17 protein-coding genes, 1 pseudogene and 1 riboswitch are annotated in these 18987 nt (G+C 68.9%); of the genes and pseudogenes, 12 read left to right on the top strand and 6 right to left on the bottom strand.

The genetic code is table 11. The features are described from left to right. The first annotated feature begins 18 nt into the window (after positions 1–18). Genes AC1DYD_RS06305 through AC1DYD_RS06280 form a run of 6 tightly spaced genes read left to right on the top strand, consistent with a single transcriptional unit; the run spans position 19 to position 6141 of the window. Positions 19–1242, top strand: a complete 1224-nt coding sequence (locus AC1DYD_RS06305; protein ID WP_478171891.1) for a pyridoxal phosphate-dependent aminotransferase — start codon at positions 19–21, stop codon at positions 1240–1242. 28 nt (positions 1243–1270) lie between these two features. Next, positions 1271–2593: a homoserine dehydrogenase gene (locus AC1DYD_RS06300; protein ID WP_478171890.1), complete on the top strand. Its 1323-nt coding sequence runs from the start codon at positions 1271–1273 to the stop codon at positions 2591–2593. After that, positions 2593–4089: a threonine synthase gene (locus AC1DYD_RS06295; RefSeq protein ID WP_478171889.1), complete on the top strand. Its 1497-nt coding sequence runs from the start codon at positions 2593–2595 to the stop codon at positions 4087–4089. The genes AC1DYD_RS06300 and AC1DYD_RS06295 overlap by 1 nt, the downstream gene beginning before the upstream one ends. A gap of 12 nt (positions 4090–4101) precedes the next feature. Then, the gene (gene mobB, locus AC1DYD_RS06290) at positions 4102–4647 is read left to right on the top strand and encodes a molybdopterin-guanine dinucleotide biosynthesis protein B (protein ID WP_478171888.1); all 546 of its coding nucleotides are present in this window, start codon (positions 4102–4104) and stop codon (positions 4645–4647) included. After that, positions 4640–5887 (top strand): molybdopterin molybdotransferase MoeA, encoded by a 1248-nt coding sequence (locus AC1DYD_RS06285; protein ID WP_478171887.1) that lies wholly within the window; start codon positions 4640–4642, stop codon positions 5885–5887. Before mobB ends, AC1DYD_RS06285 begins: the two co-directional genes overlap by 8 nt. A 2-nt stretch (positions 5888–5889) precedes the next feature. Further along, positions 5890–6141 (top strand): MoaD/ThiS family protein, encoded by a 252-nt coding sequence (locus tag AC1DYD_RS06280; protein ID WP_478171886.1) that lies wholly within the window; start codon positions 5890–5892, stop codon positions 6139–6141. Here AC1DYD_RS06280 and dapA read toward each other — a convergent pair. Beyond that, positions 6128–7018: a 4-hydroxy-tetrahydrodipicolinate synthase gene (gene dapA, locus AC1DYD_RS06275; protein WP_478171885.1), complete on the bottom strand. Its 891-nt coding sequence runs from the start codon at positions 7016–7018 to the stop codon at positions 6128–6130. The two genes, AC1DYD_RS06280 and dapA, sit on opposite strands and share 14 nt — an antisense overlap. A gap of 250 nt (positions 7019–7268) precedes the next feature. Here dapA and AC1DYD_RS06270 point away from each other — a divergent pair, with 250 nt between their 5' ends. Beyond that, on the top strand, positions 7269–7745 hold the full coding sequence (locus tag AC1DYD_RS06270) for a molybdenum cofactor biosynthesis protein MoaE (protein WP_478171884.1): 477 nt from the start codon (positions 7269–7271) through the stop codon (positions 7743–7745). Between the two features lie 150 nt (positions 7746–7895). Here the strand turns inward: AC1DYD_RS06270 and AC1DYD_RS06265 are convergent, their stop codons facing one another. Next, on the bottom strand, positions 7896–8888 hold the full coding sequence (locus tag AC1DYD_RS06265; protein ID WP_478171883.1) for a Bug family tripartite tricarboxylate transporter substrate binding protein: 993 nt from the start codon (positions 8886–8888) through the stop codon (positions 7896–7898). A 93-nt stretch (positions 8889–8981) separates the two neighbouring features. On the opposite strand from AC1DYD_RS06265, the gene clpB reads away from it, so the two are divergent. Both clpB and AC1DYD_RS06255 read left to right on the top strand, forming a co-directional pair. Then, positions 8982–11603, top strand: a complete 2622-nt coding sequence (clpB, locus tag AC1DYD_RS06260) for an ATP-dependent chaperone ClpB (RefSeq protein WP_478171882.1) — start codon at positions 8982–8984, stop codon at positions 11601–11603. 5 nt (positions 11604–11608) lie between these two features. Then, a complete protein-coding gene (locus tag AC1DYD_RS06255; RefSeq protein WP_478171881.1) occupies positions 11609–11947 on the top strand; it encodes a hypothetical protein in 339 nt (112 codons plus the stop codon). Here AC1DYD_RS06255 and AC1DYD_RS06250 read toward each other — a convergent pair. Then, a pseudogene (locus tag AC1DYD_RS06250) lies at positions 11948–12289 on the bottom strand (long-chain fatty acid--CoA ligase); the annotation flags it as partial. Positions 12290–12376: 87 nt separating this feature from the next. Between AC1DYD_RS06250 and arfB the strand changes: the two are divergent. Then, the gene (arfB, locus tag AC1DYD_RS06245; RefSeq protein ID WP_478171880.1) at positions 12377–12790 is read left to right on the top strand and encodes an alternative ribosome rescue aminoacyl-tRNA hydrolase ArfB; all 414 of its coding nucleotides are present in this window, start codon (positions 12377–12379) and stop codon (positions 12788–12790) included. Here arfB and AC1DYD_RS06240 read toward each other — a convergent pair. Further along, positions 12759–14471 (bottom strand): SulP family inorganic anion transporter, encoded by a 1713-nt coding sequence (locus tag AC1DYD_RS06240; protein WP_478171879.1) that lies wholly within the window; start codon positions 14469–14471, stop codon positions 12759–12761. The two genes, arfB and AC1DYD_RS06240, sit on opposite strands and share 32 nt — an antisense overlap. A 70-nt stretch (positions 14472–14541) precedes the next feature. On the opposite strand from AC1DYD_RS06240, the gene AC1DYD_RS06235 reads away from it, so the two are divergent. After that, positions 14542–15939 carry a coniferyl aldehyde dehydrogenase gene (locus AC1DYD_RS06235; protein ID WP_478171878.1) on the top strand — a complete coding sequence of 466 codons (1398 nt, stop codon included), beginning with the start codon at positions 14542–14544 and terminating at the stop codon, positions 15937–15939. Between the two features lie 9 nt (positions 15940–15948). Here AC1DYD_RS06235 and AC1DYD_RS06230 read toward each other — a convergent pair whose 3' ends face one another. Next, complete coding sequence (locus AC1DYD_RS06230) at positions 15949–16779, bottom strand: AraC family transcriptional regulator (protein ID WP_478171877.1); 831 nt, start codon at positions 16777–16779, stop codon at positions 15949–15951. A gap of 88 nt (positions 16780–16867) precedes the next feature. On the opposite strand from AC1DYD_RS06230, the gene AC1DYD_RS06225 reads away from it, so the two are divergent. Next, a complete protein-coding gene (locus AC1DYD_RS06225; protein ID WP_478171876.1) occupies positions 16868–18106 on the top strand; it encodes an MFS transporter in 1239 nt (412 codons plus the stop codon). Positions 18107–18153: 47 nt separating this feature from the next. Here AC1DYD_RS06225 and AC1DYD_RS06220 read toward each other — a convergent pair whose 3' ends face one another. Beyond that, positions 18154–18666 carry a 6,7-dimethyl-8-ribityllumazine synthase gene (locus AC1DYD_RS06220; RefSeq protein ID WP_478171875.1) on the bottom strand — a complete coding sequence of 171 codons (513 nt, stop codon included), beginning with the start codon at positions 18664–18666 and terminating at the stop codon, positions 18154–18156. 85 nt (positions 18667–18751) lie between these two features. Continuing rightward, positions 18752–18914, bottom strand: a riboswitch (FMN riboswitch). Positions 18915–18987: the final 73 nt, after the last annotated feature.

Raw genomic sequence — 18987 nt, 5'->3', positions numbered from 1 at the left:
GACCCCCTTGGAGGGACTTTGAAACCGCTCAAGAAATCGGCCAAGCTGGCCAATGTGCTCTACGACATCCGCGGGCCGATCATGGACGCCGCCAAGCAGATGGAGGAAGAGGGCCAGAAGATCATCAAGCTGAACATCGGCAACCTGGCCGTGTTCGGCTTCGATGCGCCCGAAGAGGTGCAGCAGGACATGATCCGCAACCTGCCGGCCTCGGCCGGCTATTCGGACAGCAAGGGCATCTTCGCGGCGCGCAAGGCGGTGATGCACGAGACCCAGAAGCAGGGCATCGCGGGCGTCACGCTCGACGACATCTACCTCGGCAACGGCGCCAGCGAACTGATCGCGATGGCCACCAACGCGCTGCTCAACGACGGCGACGAGTTGCTGGTGCCGATGCCCGACTATCCGCTGTGGACCGCGGTGGCCAGCCTTTCGGGCGGCCGGCCGGTGCACTACCTGTGCGAGGAGGACAACGGCTGGATGCCGAGCCTGGACGACATCCGCGCCAAGATCACGTCGCGCACCAAGGGCATCGTGGTCATCAACCCGAACAACCCCACCGGCGCGCTGTACTCGGACGATTTGCTCAAGGGCATCGTCACGATCGCGCGTGAGCACGGCCTGGTGATCTTCGCGGACGAGGTCTACGACAAGGTGCTGTACGACGGCGTGAAGCACACCGCGATCGCCAGCCTGTCGAAGGACGTGCTGACGCTGACCTTCAACTCGCTGTCCAAGAGCTACCGTTCCTGCGGCTACCGCTCCGGCTGGCTGGTGGTGTCGGGCGACAAGAAGATGGCCCGCGACTACATCGAGGGCCTCAACATGCTGTCGAACATGCGGCTGTGCGCCAACGTGCCGGGCCAGTGGGCGATCCAGACCGCACTGGGCGGCTACCAGAGCATCAATGACCTGGTCCATCCGGGCGGGCGCCTGCGCCGGCAACGCGACCTGGCTTACGAGCTGATCACCGCGATCCCGGGCGTCAGCTGCGTCAAGCCGAGCGCGGCGCTCTACATGTTCCCGAAGCTCGATCCGAAGGTCTATCCGATCGAGGACGACCGGCAGTTCTTCCTCGAGCTGCTGAAGGAGACCAAGGTGATGCTGGTGCAGGGCACGGGCTTCAACTGGGCTACGCCCGACCATTTCCGCATCGTGTTCCTGCCGCACGAAGAGGATCTGCGCGAGGCGGTGGACCGCATCGCCGGCTTCCTCGAACGCTATCGAAACCGGGGCGCCTGAGCCCCATTTGCTCCAGAAGACGAATCGAATGAACCCCATCCAAGTTGGCCTGCTCGGCATCGGCACGGTCGGTAGCGGTACTTTCCAGGTGCTCCGGCGCAACCAGGAAGAAATCAAGCGTCGCGCCGGCCGCGGCATCGAGATCACCATGGTCGCGGACCTCGACACGGCACGCGCGAAGGCCGTGGTCGGCGAGGGCGTGCAGGTGGTCGCCGACGCCCGCGCCGTGATCGCCAATCCCGAGATCGACATCGTGGTCGAGCTGATCGGCGGCTATGGCATTGCGAAACAGCTGGTGCTCGAGGCGATCGCCGCCGGCAAGCACGTGGTCACGGCCAACAAGGCGCTGCTCGCGGTGCACGGCACCGAGATCTTCGCGGCCGCCCATGCCAAGGGCGTGATGGTGGCTTTCGAGGCCGCGGTGGCGGGCGGCATCCCGATCATCAAGGCGCTGCGCGAGGGCCTGACGGCCAACTCGATCCAGTGGATCGCCGGCATCATCAACGGCACCACCAACTTCATCCTGTCGGAGATGCGCGACAAGGGCCTCGACTTCGACACCGTGCTGAAGGAGGCGCAGCGCCTGGGCTACGCCGAGGCCGACCCGACCTTCGACATCGAGGGTGTCGACGCCGCGCACAAGGTGACGCTGATGAGCGCGATCGCCTTCGGCATCCCGGTGCAGTTCGACCGCGCGCACGTCGAGGGCATCACGAAGCTGGCGGCGCAGGACATCAAGTACGCCGAGCAGCTCGGCTACCGCATCAAGCTGCTCGGCATCACCAAGCGCAAGGCGCAGGGCATCGAGCTGAGGGTGCATCCGTCGCTGGTGCCGTCCAAGCGCCTGCTCGCCAACGTCGAGGGCGCGATGAATGCGGTGGTGGTCAACGGCGATGCCGTCGGCACCACGCTCTACTACGGCAAGGGCGCCGGCAGCGAGCCGACCGCCAGCGCCGTGATCGCCGACCTGGTCGACATCACGCGCCTGCACACCGCCGACGCGGCCCACCGCGTGCCGCACCTGGCTTTCCACCCGGACGCGATGAGCGACCTGAAGGTGCTGCCGATGGCCGAGGTCGTGACCAGCTACTACCTGCGCTTGCGCGTGGCCGACGAGGCCGGCGTGCTGGCCAAGGTGACCGGCCTGCTGGCCGGTGCCGGCATCAGCATCGACGCCGTGCTGCAGCGCGAAGCCGACGAAGTGGGCGGCGAGGGCTCGACCCAGACCGACCTCATCATCCTCACGCACGACACCCGCGAGGGCACGCTCGACGACGCCATGGCGCAGCTGCAGGCACTGCCGACCGTGCTGGCGCCGATCGTGCGCATCCGCAAGGAAGAGCTGTCCTGATGCGCTACCTGTCCACGCGCGGTCACCCCGATCGCCGCCGCTTCTGCGACATCCTGCTCGAAGGTCTGGCGCCCGATGGCGGGCTCTACCTGCCCGAGCAGTACCCCCAGGTCGACGCCGCCACGCTCGAGAAATGGCGCGGCCTGCCGTACGCCGAACTGGCATTCGAGATCCTCTCGCTCTACATCGACGACATTCCACCGGCCGATCTGAAGGCGATCTGCGCGCGCACCTACACCGCCGAGGTGTTCGGCAGCGACGAGATCGTGCCGCTGCGCGAACTCGAGGACGGCGTCTACCTCGAAGCCCTGTCGAACGGCCCCACGCTGGCCTTCAAGGACATGGCGATGCAGCTGCTGGGCAACCTGTTCGAGTACGAGCTGGGCCGCCGCGGCGAGCAGCTCAACATCCTCGGCGCCACCAGCGGCGACACCGGCAGCGCAGCCGAGTACGCGATGCGCGGCAAGAAGGGCGTGCGGGTCTTCATGACTTCGCCCGACGGCCGCATGAGCCCGTTCCAGCAGGCCCAGATGTTCAGCCTGCAGGACGCGAACATTCACAACATCGCGATCGGCGGCGTGTTCGACGACTGCCAGGACATCGTCAAGGCGGTGTCGAACGATCTCGGCTTCAAGCGCAAGTACAAGATCGGCACGGTCAACTCGATCAACTGGGCGCGTTTGATGGCGCAGATCGTGTACTACTTCGCCGGCTACTTCCAGGCGACATCGGCCCCCACGCTCGGCACTGGCGTGTCCTCGCTGCCCCCCGAGGGGGCTCTTTCATCTTGGGGCGGCCCGGCGATGAAGGGCTTCAACGACAAGCAGGTCAGCTTCACCGTGCCCTCGGGCAATTTCGGCAACGTCTGCGCCGGCCACGTGGCGCGCATGATGGGCCTGCCGATCCGCACGCTGGTGGTGGCGACCAACGAGAACGACGTGCTCGACGAGTTCTTCCGCAGCGGCGTCTACCGCGTGCGCTCGGCCGCCGACACGCATGAGACCTCCAGCCCGTCGATGGATATTTCGAAGGCCAGTAACTTCGAGCGCTTCGTGTTCGACCTGGTCGGCCGCGACGCCGCCAAGACGCGCGCGCTGTTCGAAGGCGCACTGGGCAGCGTCGGCCGCTTCGACCTCAGCGCCGACCCGGCCTTCGCCGGGGCCGCGACCCGCTTCGGCTTCGTCAGCAGCCGCAGCACCCACGCCGACCGGCTGGCGACCATCCGCGACACCGACAAGCGATTCGCCACGCTCATCGACACCCACACCGCCGACGGCCTGAAGGCCGCGCGCGAGCATCTGGTGCCAGGCGTGCCGATGATCGTGCTGGAGACCGCGCTTCCGATCAAATTCGCCGAGACCATCGTCGAGGCACTGGGCCATGAGCCCGACCGACCCGCGCGCTTCGAAGGCATCGAAGCGCTGCCGAAGCGCGTCGTCAAGCTGCCGGCCGATGCCGAGGCGGTCAAGGCCTACATTGCACAGAACTGCGACTGACGTGGCGGGTGCATGAAAGTCATCGGCTTCGCCGGCTATTCGGGCGCGGGCAAGACCACGCTGGTCGAGCGATTGATCCCGGTGCTCAAGCTGCATGGCCAGCGGGTCTCGGTGGTCAAGCACGCGCACCACAAGTTCGACATCGACCACCCGGGCAAGGACACCTTTCGCCATCGCGAGGCCGGTGCTTTCGAGGTGGTGGTGGCCTCCGACAAGCGGCTGGCCCTGATCCGCGAGTTCGAGCAACCGACCCAGCTCGAGGTGCACGACCTCATCGCCGAGCTCGACCCGGGCGTCGACTGGGTGCTGGTCGAGGGCTTCAAGCACAGCGACCTGTGCAAGATCGAGATCTGGCGCGCCCCCGCCGAGGGCGAGGCCGCGCGGCCGGCACGCTACATCGATGACCCCTTCATCGTCGGCATCGCGACCGACGATCCGGCGGGCCTGCCGCGGCCGACCGGGCTGCCGATCTTTGACCTCGACGACGTCGATGGCATCGGCGACTGGCTGCTGCGCCACGGCGATCGTTTCGACTACAAGGTGGAGCACCATGGCTAGCATTTCCAACCGTCCGTCCCTGATGCCGCTCGACGAGGCGCTGGCGAAGCTGCTCGCCGCCGCCACGCCGGCCGTGGGCAGCGAGAGCGTCTCGACCTTCGAGGCCGACGGCCGGGTGCTGGCGCAGGACGTGGTGTCGGCCCTCACCGTGCCGCCGCGCGACAACAGTTCGATGGACGGCTATGCGGTGCGCAGCGCCGACTGTGCGGCACCCGGCGCAGTGCTGCGGGTGGCGCAGCGGATTCCGGCCGGCAGCGTGGGCACGGCGCTCGCCGCGGGCACGGCCGCGCGGATCTTCACCGGCGCCCAGATCCCCGCCGGCGCGGATGCGGTGGTGATGCAGGAGGACACGGCCGCGCTGCCCGACGAGGGCAGCCTGGGCAGCGTGCGCATCGAGATCGCGCCGGCTGCCGGCCAGTGGATCCGCCGTGCCGGCGAGGACGTGGCGTCCGGCGACGTGGTCCTGTCGCGCGGCGAACGGCTCACGCCGGCCGGCCTCGGCCTGGCGGCCAGCGTCGGCCTCGACCGGCTGCAGGTCTCGAAGCGGCCCAGAGTCGCGCTGCTGTCGACCGGCGACGAACTCGTGATGCCCGGCGAGGTGGCGCCAGAGGCCATGAAACCGGGCTCGATCTACAACTCCAACCGCTTCTTCATGCGGTCCCTGCTGCTGCGGCTGGGCTGCGAGGTGAGCGACCTGGGCATCGTGCCGGACCGGCGCGAGGCCACCATCGACGCGCTGCGCACGGCCTCGCTCGGCAACGACCTGATCATCACCACCGGCGGCGTGTCGGTCGGCGAGGAAGACCACATCAAGGCCGCGGTCCAGCACCTGGGCCAGCTCGACCTGTGGTCGCTGTCGATGAAGCCGGGCAAGCCCTTCGCCTATGGCCGGATCGGCGATGCGCACCTGACCGGCCTGCCCGGCAATCCGGTGTCGAGCTTCCTGACCTTCCTGCTGCTGGTGCGCCCCTTCCTGCTGACCTTGCAGGGTGCCAAGCGCGTGGCGCCCGAGCCGATCGCGATGCGGGCCGATTTCGACTGGCCCAGGGCCGATCGTCGGCGCGAGTTCCTGCGCGCCCGGCGCAACGCGGCCGGCGGGCTCGATGTGTTCGGCAACCAGAGCTCCGGCGTGCTGACCTCGATGGTGTGGGGCGACGGCGTGATCGATACGCCCGCGGGCCAGCCCTTCAAGGCCGGCGACATCGTGCAGTTCATTCCCTTCGCTTCGCTGCTGGGCTGATCATGAAAGTCAATGTCCGCTACTTTGCCTCGGTGCGCGAGGCGCTCGGGACCGGCAGCGAGACCGTCGAGACGGCCGCGACCGACCTCGGCGCCTTGCGCGACGAACTGATCGCGCGCGGCGAACCTCATGCCAGCGCGCTGGCCCGGGGCCGGGCCGTGCGCATGGCGCTCGACCAGATCATGAGCGGCGAAGGTGCCTCGCTGCGCGAGGGCAGCGAGGTCGCCTTCTTCCCGCCTGTCACGGGCGGCTGAGGGCTTCCAGCGTGGCGAGCAGGCGCCTGCGCCGCTCGGCCGCGACAGGCGTCATCGGCGAGCGCAGTTCTTCCTGCAGCCGGCCCTCGGCGGCCAGCGCGGCCTTCAGCGGGCCCGGGTTCGGGTCGGAGAACAGGGCTTCGATCAAAGGCAGCAGCGGCTGCCACGCGGTGCGCGCCTCTGCCAGCCGGCCCGCGCCCAGCAGCTGCAGCATCCGCACGAAGTGCTCCGTCCGCAGGTGCGCGCTGGCAGCGATCGCGCCGGCGCCGCCTTCGGCCACCGTGGCGAACATCTGCGCGTCCTCGCCCGCCAGCACCTGCAACCGGCCGTCGGCGATCAGCGCGCGGGTCTTGGCCATGTCGCCGCCGCAGTCCTTGATGCCGCGGATGCGCGGATGGGCCGCCAGCGCCAGCAGCGTCTCGCGCTCGATCGCCACGCCGGTGCGGTAGGGAATGTCGTAGACCAGCAGCGGCACCGCGCTGGCGTCCGCGATGGCGCCGAACCATTCGACCAGACCCGCTTGCGAGGGCCGGATGTAGCTCGGCGCCGGCACCAGCAGGCCGGTCAGGCCGCAGGCCGACAGGTTGCGGACCCAGGCCAGCGTCTTGCCCAGGTGGTAGCCCGAGAGGCCCATGATGCGGGGCAGCGAGGGGGCCGCCTGGGCGACGGTGGCCAGCACCGCCAGTTGCTCGTCCTCGTCGAGCGCGGCCGCTTCGCCGGTCGAGCCGCAGACCACGAAGCCCGCGATGCCGGTCGGTGCCAGCCGCGCGGCCAGCGCCGCCAGCGCGGCATGGTCGACCCCGTGGCTGCGGAACGGCGTCACGAGCGGGATCCAGAGGCCCGAGAAATCGGGGGAGGGTGAATGAGCGTCTTGCACGCAGGGTCCTTTCAGGAATCGACCGATGGAGGAAACCACCGTCGAATGCGCGCACGCCACCCACTCTGGCCAGAGGCCTTGCAGTTCCGTCGCTCATCCGACGACGGAACCGAAGCTCCGGTCAGACGAGCTCGGGTTTTTTGGATTTGCCCTGCAGGCGCGTGCGGGCCGCTTCTTCAAGAGAAGAAAGGCGGTGTCGCAGAGCGCTGGAAGGCATCGCGCGAGTGTATCGCGGTGCCACAATCGGGTCATGACTGCCGCCCGTGTTTCGATCCAGAATGAAGACTTCGACCTGCAGCAGGAGATTGCCGCGTTGCGCTCCGGCGACGCCCGGGTCGGCGCGGTCTGCAGCTTCATCGGCACGGTGCGCGACCGCAACGACGGCAGCGCAGTCGCGTCGATGGAGCTCGAGCACTACCCCGGCATGACCGAGAAGGCGATCGAGGCCATGATCGACGAGGCCCGCCGGCGCTTCGACATCCTCGGCGCCCGCGTGATCCACCGCGTCGGACTGCTGCAGCCGCAGGACCAGATCATGATGGTGGCCGTGACCTCGGCGCACCGCGGCGAGAGCTTCCAGGCCTGCGAGTTCCTGATGGACTACCTCAAGACCCAGGCGCCGTTCTGGAAGAAGGAGCAAACGCCCGAGGGCGCGCGCTGGGTCGATGCGCGCGCCACGGACGACGAGGCGCTGGCGCGCTGGGGCATCACCCACAGCAATGCCTGAAGCATGACCGCGGACCCCGCGCCGGCCGCGCAGAGCGCGTGCCGCCTTCGTGGGCTGCCGCGGAACCGGCTTCGCCGGGCCGCTGGCAGCGCCCCCCGGCAGGGGGTGGGCGGGCTACACGCAGTGAGCCCAACCTGGGGGGCGAGCCAATTATTGCGGCTGGAAGCCGCTGGCCTTGATGATCTGCGCCCAGGTCTGGGTGTAGCTGCGCACGCGGCCGGCGAACTGGCCCTGCGGCATGAATTCGACCGACAGGCCCATGGCGGTCAGGCGCTCGCGCACATCGGGCATCTTGAGCACCTTGGCCAGCGCGACGCCGAAGCGGTCGATCACGGGCTGCGGCGTGCCCACCGGCGCGAAGATGCCGTAGTAGGGCAGGTCTTCCAGGCCCGCGAGGCCGAGTTCGGCGAAGGTCGGCACCTGCGGCAGCACGGCCTGGCGCTTGTCGCCGATCACCGCCACGACGCGGATCTTGCCGGCCTTCTGGTTCTCGATGAAGTCGGGGACAGAGCCGATGCCGGCGGAGATCTGATTGCCCAGCATGTCGGCCAGCATTGGCGCGCTGCCGCGGTAGGGTGCGGCCTGAACGTCGATCTTGTATTTGGTGCCGATCAGCTTGACCAGGAATTCGGGGATCGAGGCCGGTGCCGGAACGCCGATGGTGTCCTTGCCGCCGCGCTCCTTCTTGACCCAGGCCACGTACTCGTTGACCGACTTGGCCGGCGTGCCGCCCGACACCGCGAGCGCGTTGGCGAAAGTGGCGAAGCCGGCCACAGGCACGAAGTCGCGCGCCGAATCGAAGCCCGGGTTCTTCACCACCAGCGGCAGGATGGAGATCGAATGGTCATGCGAGAGGAACAGGGTGTGGCCGTCGGCCGGCGATGCCTTGAGCGCCTGGGCCGCAATCTGGCCACCGGCACCGGCGCGATTCTCGACCACCACCGGCGAGCCCAACTCGTCCTTGAGCTTCTCGGCCAGCGTGCGGGCGATCACGTCCGTGCCGCCGCCGGCGGGAAATCCGACCAGGAGCCGGATCGGCGTGCCGGCCGGCTGGGCCAGTGCCAATCCCCCGGCGGCGAGCAGGCCGGCCGCGAGAATTCCGCGTGCGAGGCGCGTCGCGCCACGCCATGTTGACTTGAGCATCTATCGACTCCAAATGATTGCGTGTAGAAAAGTGATCCGGGCGGTCTTGATAACGGTCCGGAACGACCCTATTTTGAATGCAGGAATCAAGCCATGCGCCAAGACAAACTCACCACCAAGTTCCAGGAAGCCCTCGGCGACGCCCAGTCGCTCGCCCTCGGCAACGACAACGCCTACATCGAGCCGGTCCATCTGCTGGTCGCCATGCTGCGCCAGGACGATGGACCGCGCGCGCTGCTCGAACGCGCCGGCGCCAACGTGCCGGGCCTGCTGCAGGCCGCCGAGGCGGCGATCAAGAAGCTGCCGCAGGTCGAGGGTCATGACCAGGTCCAGGTGGGCCCCGAGCTGGGCAAGCTGCTGCAGGCGACCGAGAAGGAATCGATCAAGCGCAACGACCAGTTCATTGCCAGCGAACTGTTCCTGCTCGCGGTGGCCGACAGCAAGGCCGACATCGGCAACCTGGCGCGCAGCAACGGCGTGACGCGCAAGTCGCTCGAGGCCGCGATCGATGCGGTGCGCGGCGGCCAGGGCGTGAACAGCGCCGATGCCGAAGGCCAGCGCGAAGCCCTCAAGAAATACTGCCTCGACCTCACCGAGCGCGCCCGCCTGGGCAAGCTCGACCCGGTGATTGGCCGCGACGAGGAAATCCGCCGCGCGATCCAGGTGCTGCAGCGCCGCACCAAGAACAACCCGGTGCTGATCGGCGAGCCGGGTGTCGGCAAGACCGCCATCGTTGAAGGCCTGGCCCAGCGCATCGTCGCCGGCGAAGTGCCCGAGTCGCTCAAGGGCAAGCGCGTGCTGTCGCTCGACATGGCGGCGCTGCTGGCCGGTGCCAAGTTCCGCGGCGAGTTCGAGGAGCGGCTCAAGACCGTGCTCAACGAACTCGCCAAGGACGAGGGCCAGACCATCGTCTTCATCGACGAGCTGCACACCATGGTCGGCGCTGGCAAGGCCGAGGGCGCGATGGACGCCGGCAACATGCTCAAGCCCGCCCTGGCGCGCGGCGAGCTGCACTGCGTCGGCGCCACCACGCTCGACGAATACCGCAAGTACATCGAGAAGGACGCCGCGCTGGAGCGCCGCTTCCAGAAGATCCTCGTCGGCGAGCCGAGCGTCGAGGCGACGGTCGCGATCCTGCGCGGCCTGAAGGAAAAGTACGAGGTGCACCATGGCGTCGACATCACCGACCCGGCGATCGTCGCCGCGGCCGAACTGTCCGACCGCTACATCACGGACCGTTTCCTGCCCGACAAGGCGATCGACCTGATCGACGAGGCCGCGGCCAAGATCAAGATCGAGATGGACTCCAAGCCCGAAGTCATGGACCGGCTCGACCGTCGCCTGATCCAGCTGCAGATCGAGCGCGAGGCCGTGCGCCGCGAAAAGGACGAGGCTTCGCAGAAGCGCTTCGGCCTGATCGAGGACGACATCGCGAAGCTGCAAAAGGAGATCGCCGACCTCGACGAGGTCTGGCAGGCCGAGAAGGCCCAGGCCCAGGGCAGCGCGCAGATCCGCGAGGAGATCGACAAGATCAAGTTCCAGATCGCCGAGTTCACCAGCAAGGGCGACTTCAACAAGGTCGCCGAGTTGCAGTACGGCAAGCTGCCGGGGCTCGAGAAGCGGCTCAAGGAAGCGCAGGACACCGAGGCCCACAAGGGCAAGTCGAGCGCACCCACCTTGCTGCGCACCCAGGTCGGCGCCGAGGAGATCGCCGAGGTGGTGGCGCGCGCCACTGGCATCCCGGTGTCCAAGCTGATGCAGGGCGAGCGCGACAAGCTGCTCATGATGGAAGAGAAACTGCACGAACGCGTGGTCGGCCAGGACGAGGCCATCGGCGCGGTCGCCAACGCGATCCGCCGTTCGCGCTCGGGCCTGTCGGATCCGAACCGCCCGACCGGCTCCTTCCTGTTCCTCGGCCCGACCGGCGTCGGCAAGACCGAGCTGTGCAAGGCGCTGGCCGGTTTCCTGTTCGACAGCGAGGACCACCTGATCCGCCTCGACATGAGCGAGTTCATGGAGAAGCATTCGGTCGCCCGCCTGATCGGTGCGCCTCCCGGCTACGTGGGCTACGAGGAGGGCGGCTACCTGACCGAGGCCGTGCGCCGCAAGCCCTACAGCGTGCTGCTGCTCGACGAGGTCGAGAAGGCCCACCCCGACGTCTTCAACGTGCTGCTGCAGGTACTCGACGACGGCCGCCTGACCGACGGCCAGGGACGCACCGTGAACTTCAAGAACACGGTGATCGTCATGACCAGCAACATCGGCTCGCCGATCATCCAGTCGATGGTCGGCCGACCGGGCGAAGAAATCAAGGACGCGGTCTGGGACGAGCTCAAGAACTACTTCAGGCCCGAGTTCCTGAACCGCATCGACGAGACCGTGGTGTTCCATGCGCTCGACGCCAAGAACATCGAGGCGATCGCGGCGATCCAGCTCAAGGTGCTGAAGGACCGCCTGGCCAAGATGGACCTCGGCCTCGAGGTGTCGCCGGCGGCGCTGGCCGAGATCGCCAAGGTCGGCTTCGACCCGGTGTTCGGTGCGCGGCCGCTCAAGCGGGCGATCCAGCAGCGGATCGAGAATCCGCTGTCGAAGCTGTTGCTCGACGGCAGCTTCGGGCCGAAGGACACGATCAGCGTCGGCACCGATCCGATCCGGGCGCCGGGGGAGTTCTCGTTCACGAATGACCGGGAACCCTCCGCCGAGGCCGTAGCCTAAGCGTGATGCTGAATTTCCTTCTTCGCCTGGTCTTCTTCATGCTGGGCCTCGTGTTCGCGGCCAGCCTGGCAGTCGCCCTGCTGCTGCTGGCGGCGGTCTGGGGCCTGCGCTATGCCTGGGCGCGACTCACCGGCAAGCCGGTGCAGCCGTGGGTGATGCGCTTCGACCCGCGCGGCGGCTTCGACCGCTTCCGTGCCGCCGGCCGGCCGGCCGAGCCGACGGCGGCCGATGTGGCGGGCGCCCGGGCCCAAGGCCAGGCGGCCGACGCCCCGGTACGGTTGCGCGATCCGGGCGTGGTCACCGACGTGCACGCCCGTCCGGTGTCGCGCGACGACAGCAACTGATCAAGCGCCGTAAAGCGCCTCGATCTCGCGGGCGTAGCTCTGGTAGATGCTGGCGCGCCGCAGCTTCATGGTCGCGGTGACTTCGCCGTCGTCGTGGTCGAGTTCCTTGGTCAGCAGGTGGAAGCGCCGCACCTGCGACACCTGCGCCAGCTGCGCATTGCCGCGCTGGATCTCGGCGTCGATCAGTTCGCGCACCCGCGGCTGGTCGACCAGAGAGCGGAAGTGCGTGAACGGGATGCGCGCGGCCTCGGCCCATTTGCCGACGGTCTCGTAGTCGATCTGCACCAGCGCACCGACGAACTTGCGGCCATCCGCCACCGCGATGCATTCCTTGATGAAGGGGACCAGTGCATCGCGCTGCTGATGTCCGGCGTGCAGCAGCGGCCCGCGCCGGCCGCCAGGCGCACGGCGCGCAAGTCAAAATAGCGGATGCCCACGCCGCGCCCGCCCGTCCTCATCGATCCACTGGAAGTCGAGTTCAGCGCGATCCGGGCCCAGGGCGCGGGGGGCCAGAACGTCAACAAGGTCTCGAGCGCGGTGCACCTGCGCTACGACATTCCCGCCAGTTCGTTGCCGGAAGATGTCAAGGAGCGGTTGCTCGCCCTGCGCGACAGCCGCATCACCCAGGAGGGGGTGCTGGTGCTGAAGGCGCAGCGCCATCGCAGCCAGGACATGAACCGTGCCGATGCGTTGGCGCGGCTGCAGGAGCTGGTCGATGGCGTCGCCACGCCGCCGCGCGCGCGGCGCGCCACCAAGCCGAGCTATGGCTCGAAGCAGCGCCGGCTCGAGGGCAAGAGCCAGCGCTCGGAGATCAAGAGCTTGCGCGGACGGGTGAAGGAATGAGTTCCGCTGGCATGCCCGCAGGCCGCGAAAGTGCCGCCAGCGCTTCCCCGTCCGTCCGGTAGCTGAACAGCATCGGCCCCGGCGCCAGCAGTCCGGCGCGTTCGAGCACCTGTTGTGCCGGCAGTTTCAGCCCCGAGATGTGCAGCCGCACGCCCTGCGACTCGAGCAGCCGGCGGATGCTGCCGAAGACCTCGGCGCCCGTGACGTCGATCCGGTTGATCGGGTAGGCGAACAGGCAGACGTCGGTCAGCCCGGGCCGCTGGGCCAGCGCGACGGTGATCGCGCGCTCCAGCGTGCTGGCCGAGGCGAAGTCGAGTTCGGCATCCATGCGCAGCGCGTAGAGCTCGGGCGCCAGAGGCGGCAGGTGCCACAGGTGGCGGTCGCGCAGACTGCCGTCCGGGTGCAGGCCGACCTCGATGATGCGCGGATGCAGGTGCCGGTACATGTAGTGCGCCAGCGCCGCCAGCAGGCCGCCCAGCACGCCCCAGTAGATCGACGGTGCGGTGGCGATGGTCAGCGCGAAGGTGGCGAGCGCGATCGCCGCCTCGATGCGCGAGATGCGCCACAGCGCGACGAAGGCCGAAGGCCGCAGCAGGCCGATGGTGGCGGTGGCCACGATCGCGGCCAGCACCGCCTGCGGCACGTGGTACAGCAGCGGCATCGCCCACAGCAGCGCAGCCGCCACCACGGCGACGCTGAACAGCGTCGCCCACTGCGTCTTGGCGCCGGCATAGAGCGTGATTGCCGAGCGCGAGAACGACGAGCTGGTGGGAAACGAGCCGGTCAGGCCCGATGCGATCTTGCCCAGGCCCTGGCCGATCAGGTCCTGGTTCTCGTTCCAGAGCTTGCCGGCGCGGGCGTTGTCCACCTTGGCGCTGGATGCGGTCTCGAGAAAGCTCACCAGCGTGACCAGGAAGGCCGGCAGCAGCAGGTTGCCGAGTTCGTTGACCGACAGGCCACCGGGCCAGTAGAAGTGCGGCAGGCCCGAGGGCAGCCTGCCGATCACCGCGCCGCCATTCAGCGCATAGCCGACCGCGGCGCTGATCGCCGCGGCGGCCGCGACCAGCGCCATGGTGGTCGGAAAGCGCGGCGCGAGCCGCTTGCCGGTCCACAGCGCCGCCATGCCGCCGAGCCCGAAGGCGATCGCGACCAGGTCGGGCAGCGGGCCGTGCATCAGTTGCGTTAGCGAGCGGCCGGTGTAGCCCAGCAGGGCCGGCAATTGCGAGAGCGTGATCAGCACCGCCGCGCCCTGCGTGAAACCCATCAGCACTGGCGAATTGACCATCCGCAGCAGCCAGCCGAAGCGGGCCGCGCCCAGCACCACCTGCATCAGGCCCGACAGCAGCGTGAGCCAGACCGCATAGGCCACCCATTCGCGGCTGCCCGGAATCGCCAGCGGTGCCAGCGAGGCACCGACCAGCAGGCTGGTCAGGGCGGTGGGGCCGACCGAGAGCCGGGCGGAAGAGCTGAAAAGCAGCGCGATCAGCGCCGGCAGCAGCGCGGCGTAGACCCCGGTCACCAGCGGCATGCCCGCCAGCGCCGCATAGGCCACGCCCTGCGGGATGACCATCAGCGCCACGGTGACGCCGGCTGCGGCCTCGTTGACGAGCAATGCCCGGTCGGGACGCGGCCAGGCCAGGAAGGGAAGCCAGCGCTCGAGCTGGTCGCGGGTCAGGGCCATGGGCGCGGCCCGCGGGAAGTGGGGGAATGCACCCGCCGATGATACGAAAGCGCCAAGGTAGATTCGCCCCATGACCGAACTGCGATCCCTCTTCGATGCCCAGCACCGGGCCAGCCGCGATGACGCCGACGTGCCGATCGCCCTGCGCCGGGACCGCGTGCGGCGGGTGCAGCGCCTGCTCGACCGGCGTGGCGAGGCGATCGCGGCGGCGGTCGAGGCCGACTTCGGCGTGCGCTCCGCGGCGCTCACCGAGGTGGCCGACCTGCTGGTGCTGCGCAACCTGCTGGGGCAGTTGTCGCGCCGCCTCGAAGCCTGGAGCCGGCCGGTGCGCGTGCACACGCCGATGCAGCTGAAGCCGGCCCGGGCCTTCATCCAGCGCCAGCCGCTCGGCGTGGTCGGCGTGATCTCGCCCTGGAACTACCCGCTGCAGCTCTCGCTCGGGCCCGCGGCCACCGCGCTGGCGGCGGGCAATCGCGTGCTGCTCAAGCCCAGCGAGCTGACGCCGCGCACCTCGGCGCTGCTGGCCGAGGGGGTGGCCGAGGCCTTCGCCCCCGACGAGTTCGCGGTGGTGCAGGGCGATGCCGGCGTCGCGTCGCAGTTCGCGGCGCTGCCTTTCGACCACCTGTTCTTCACCGGATCGACCGCGGTCGGCCGCAAGGTGGCCCAGGCCGCGGCGGCCAACCTGACACCCACCACGCTCGAGCTGGGCGGCAAGTCGCCCTGCATCGTGGACGCCTCGGCCGACCTCGACCAGGCGGCGCTGCGCATCGCGCACGGCAAGCTGCTGAACGCCGGCCAGACCTGCATCGCGCCGGATTACGTGCTGCTGCCGCGCGGCCGCGAGGATGCCTTCGCGGCGGCCTGGCAGCGCGCGGTGGCACGCCTGTTCCCGCGCATCGAAGGCAATCCCGACTACGCCTCGATCCTGGGCCAGGGGCACCTGGAGCGGCTGCATGCGCTGCTGCAGGAGGCGAGGGTGAGCGGTGCCCGCGTCGAGCAGGCCGGCGGGGCCGCCGACCCCGGTGCGCGGCAGCTGGCGCCGGCGCTGGTGATCGGCCCGGACCCCGGCCTGCGGCTGCTGCAGGAGGAGATCTTCGGGCCGATCCTGCCGGTGCTGCCCTGCGACGACAGCGACGAGGCGATCCGCTACATCAATGCCCGACCGCGGCCGCTCGCCCTCTACTGGTTCGGCACCGACACGGCCGCGCGCGACCGCGTGCTGGCCCGCACCGTGAGCGGCGGCGTTAGCGTCAACGACACGCTGATGCATATCGCGCACGACAACCTGCCCTTCGGTGGCGTCGGCGAAAGCGGCTGGGGCTCCTATCACGGCGAGACGGGTTTCCTGCGCTTCACGCAGCAGAAGGCGGTGCTGGTGCAGTCGCGCTGGTCCGGCGGCGCGATGGTCTATCCGCCCTACGGCGAGAAATTCAGGCGGATGATGAAGCTGCTGCGCTGGCTCGGATGAAACCGCGAATCAAGCGCGCTTGCGGTGCTGAAAGGCGGTCGGCGACTGTCCGGTCGCGGCCTTGAACATCGCGCAGAAAGCGCTGTCGGTCGCATAGCCGCTGGCCGAGGCCACCAGGCTCACCGCCATACCGCGCGCCAGCAGCGGCAGCGCATGCGCCAGCACGGCCTGCTGGCGCCACGCCTGCCAGCTCATGCCGAGCTGGTCGCGGAACAGGCGCGCCACGGTGCGCTCGCTGGCGCCGATCTGCCGCGCCCGCTCGGCCAGCGTGGCCCGGTTCGCCGGATTGCGCAGCAGCGCCTCGCACAGCTGGCGCAAGCGCTTGTCGGCGGGCAGCGGCACGTCGATGCGGATCTGGGTGGCGCGCTCGAGTTCGTCGACCAGCAGCGGCGCGATCCAGCGTTCGCGTTGCGCCGCGTGCGGATCGACCGGCGGCAGGCCGTCGGGCGTGGTGTCCAGCGCCAGCATCAGCGCGCGCAGCAAGGGGCTGATCTCGAGCACCTCGCAGCGCTCCCAGGCCGGGCCGAGCCAGCTGTGCAGGTACACGGTGCGCAACTCGGCATCCTCGATCACTGAGGTGCTGTGCGGCATGTCGGCCGGCACCCAGAGGGCGCGCGAGGGCGGCACGATGTAGCTGCCGTCCTCGGTGGTCAGGCGGATCACGCCTCGGGTCGAGAAGGTCAGCTGCGGCCATGGATGGCGGTGCAGCTCGACCCGCGTGTCGGCGCTGAGGAAATGCTCCTTGGCCCGCAGAGGTCGCAGGGCGTCGGGCGCGTAGAGGTGCGGCGTGAGCGGGCCGACGCTGTTGGCGGGGGCGGTCGGTGCATCGATAGGCGGCATAAATTCGACAAATCTTGTCTCTGTATCGCCATTCTGCCGCTCCCGGCCCGCTTAGGATCGACCCCGAGCCAGTTTCTTGTAGCAATCCATGTCTTCCGCCTCCCTTTCCAGTGCCGCGCCGACCGTGCGTTCCGACGTCAAGCTGATCGGCCTCGTCGGCCTGGCGCATGCCGTCAGCCATTTCAGCCAGCTGCTGCTGGCGCCGCTGTTCCCGTGGCTGAAGGAGGCGTTCAACGTCAGCTACACCGAGCTCGGTGCCGTGCTGACCGCGTTCTTCGTGGTCTCGTGCCTGGTGCAGGCGGCTTCAGGCTTCATCGTCGACCAGCTCGGCCCGCGGCCCGTGCTGTTCGTCGGGCTGGCCCTGCTGGGCCTGGCGGGCTTGGGCTATGCGCTGGCGCAGAGCTACTGGATGCTGCTCGGTGCGGCGGTGATGGCCGGGGTCGGCAACGGCGTGTTCCATCCGGTCGACTACACGCTGTTCAACCGCAAGGTGGCGCCGACGCGGCTGGGCCACGCCTACAGCGTTCACGGCATCACGGGCAGCCTGGGATGGGCACTGGCGCCGGCCCTGATGGTGCCGTTGGCGATGGCTTTCGGCTGGCGCGTGGCGCTGGCGACCGGCGGCGGGGTGGCGGTGCTGGTGCTGCTGGTCCTGTGGCTCAACCGCAGCGTGCTGTCCCTCGACGTCAAGCCGGTGCAGCACGCGGCCGGCGCGCCAGCCGTCGGCGGCGAGTTCGCCTTCCTCGGGATTCCCGCGGTCTGGATGTGCTTCGGCTTCTTCTTTTTCTATGCGATGGCGTTGAGCGTGGTGCAGACCTTCGCTCCGTCCGCGGCCGGTCGCCTGCACGACGTGCCGGTCGCGCTGATCGCGATGTGCCTGACGATCTACATGGTCGCCAGCGCCGCTGGCATGGTGGCGGGCGGCTTCCTGGCCTCCGACCCGGCCCGCTGCGAGCGCATCGTCGGCGCCGGCTTCGGCGTGGCGGCGGCCATTGCGCTGGTGCTGGCCCTGGCCGACTTGGCGCCGGTGCTGGTGCCCGTGATGTTCGGCGCCATGGGTTTCGCTTCGGGCATCGCCGGGCCGTCGCGCGACCTGCTGGTCAAGCGCTCGACACCGGCCAACGCGACCGGCCGGGTCTACGGCGTGGTCTATGCCGGGCTCGACATCGGCCAGGCCGTGGCGCCGCTGATCTTCGGCCGCCTGATGGACCATGGCCAGCACGCCAGCGTGATCGTCGGGCTGGCGGTGGTGCAGGGCGTGCTGATCGCCAGCGCTTTCAACGTCCGGCGCGTGCGGCGAGAAGCCCTGGTGCCGGCCTCGGTCTGAGGCTCGGACCTGCGCCGCCGTCGCTGGATACCGCAGGGGCTCGCCGCTCAGGCGGCGATCAACGCATCGACGCGGCGCAGGCCCTCGATGGTTTTCACGCAGGCCTCGGCCGCTTCGGTGCCCTTGACCGCGAAGTGCCGGTGGAAGTACTTGCGATGCTCCACGTGCTCGTGGAAGTGGTGCGGCGTGAGCACCGCCGACAGCACCGGCACGCCGGTCTCGAGCTGCACCGTCATCAGCGAATTGACGACCGTGCTGGCCACGAAGTCGTGGCGGTAGATGCCGCCGTCGACCACCAGCGCGCAGCCGACGATCGCGGCATAGCGGCCCGAGGTCGCGAGGCGCTTGGCGTGCAGCGGGATCTCGAAGGCGCCGGGCACGTCGAACACGTCGATGGTGTCGACCGGTACGCCCAGGCGCTTCATTTCGGCCAGGAAGGCGTCGCGTGCCTGGTGGACGATGTCCGAATGCCACTGTGCCTGCACGAAGCCGATGCGCTGGCCGCGCGGTGCACCGGCAGCGGGAATGGCGGAAAGGGGAAGGTCGTTGATCTGACTCATGGTTTGCCTTTGCAAGGATTTCCTGAATCAGGGCGCACGAACCCGGCGCGGGGGCCGGCGCGAACGCACCCGCCCCGCAGTGGGGTCGCGCTCTCTTTCATCCGGACTGTGACCGTCGGCCCCGGGATCGCACCGGGTCTGCTGACCCTGCGGCGAACACAAGGTGTCGCCGCAGGCGCTCGCGGGCTCGTGCGGCTTTCGCCGCCATCACCGCCGGTGGGGAATTTCACCCCGCCCTGAGAACGCTTGGCTCCGGCTTGCGCCGAAACAGGGGGGATTCTAGGCAAGTCGACCGCTCCCTGCTGTCGCCCACGAGCCAAG

The sequence above is a fragment of the Variovorax sp. P4_B11 genome, assembly GCF_056402355.1.
Note: the sequence above shows the minus strand (reverse complement) of the source record. Positions and strands in the feature narration are given on the sequence as shown.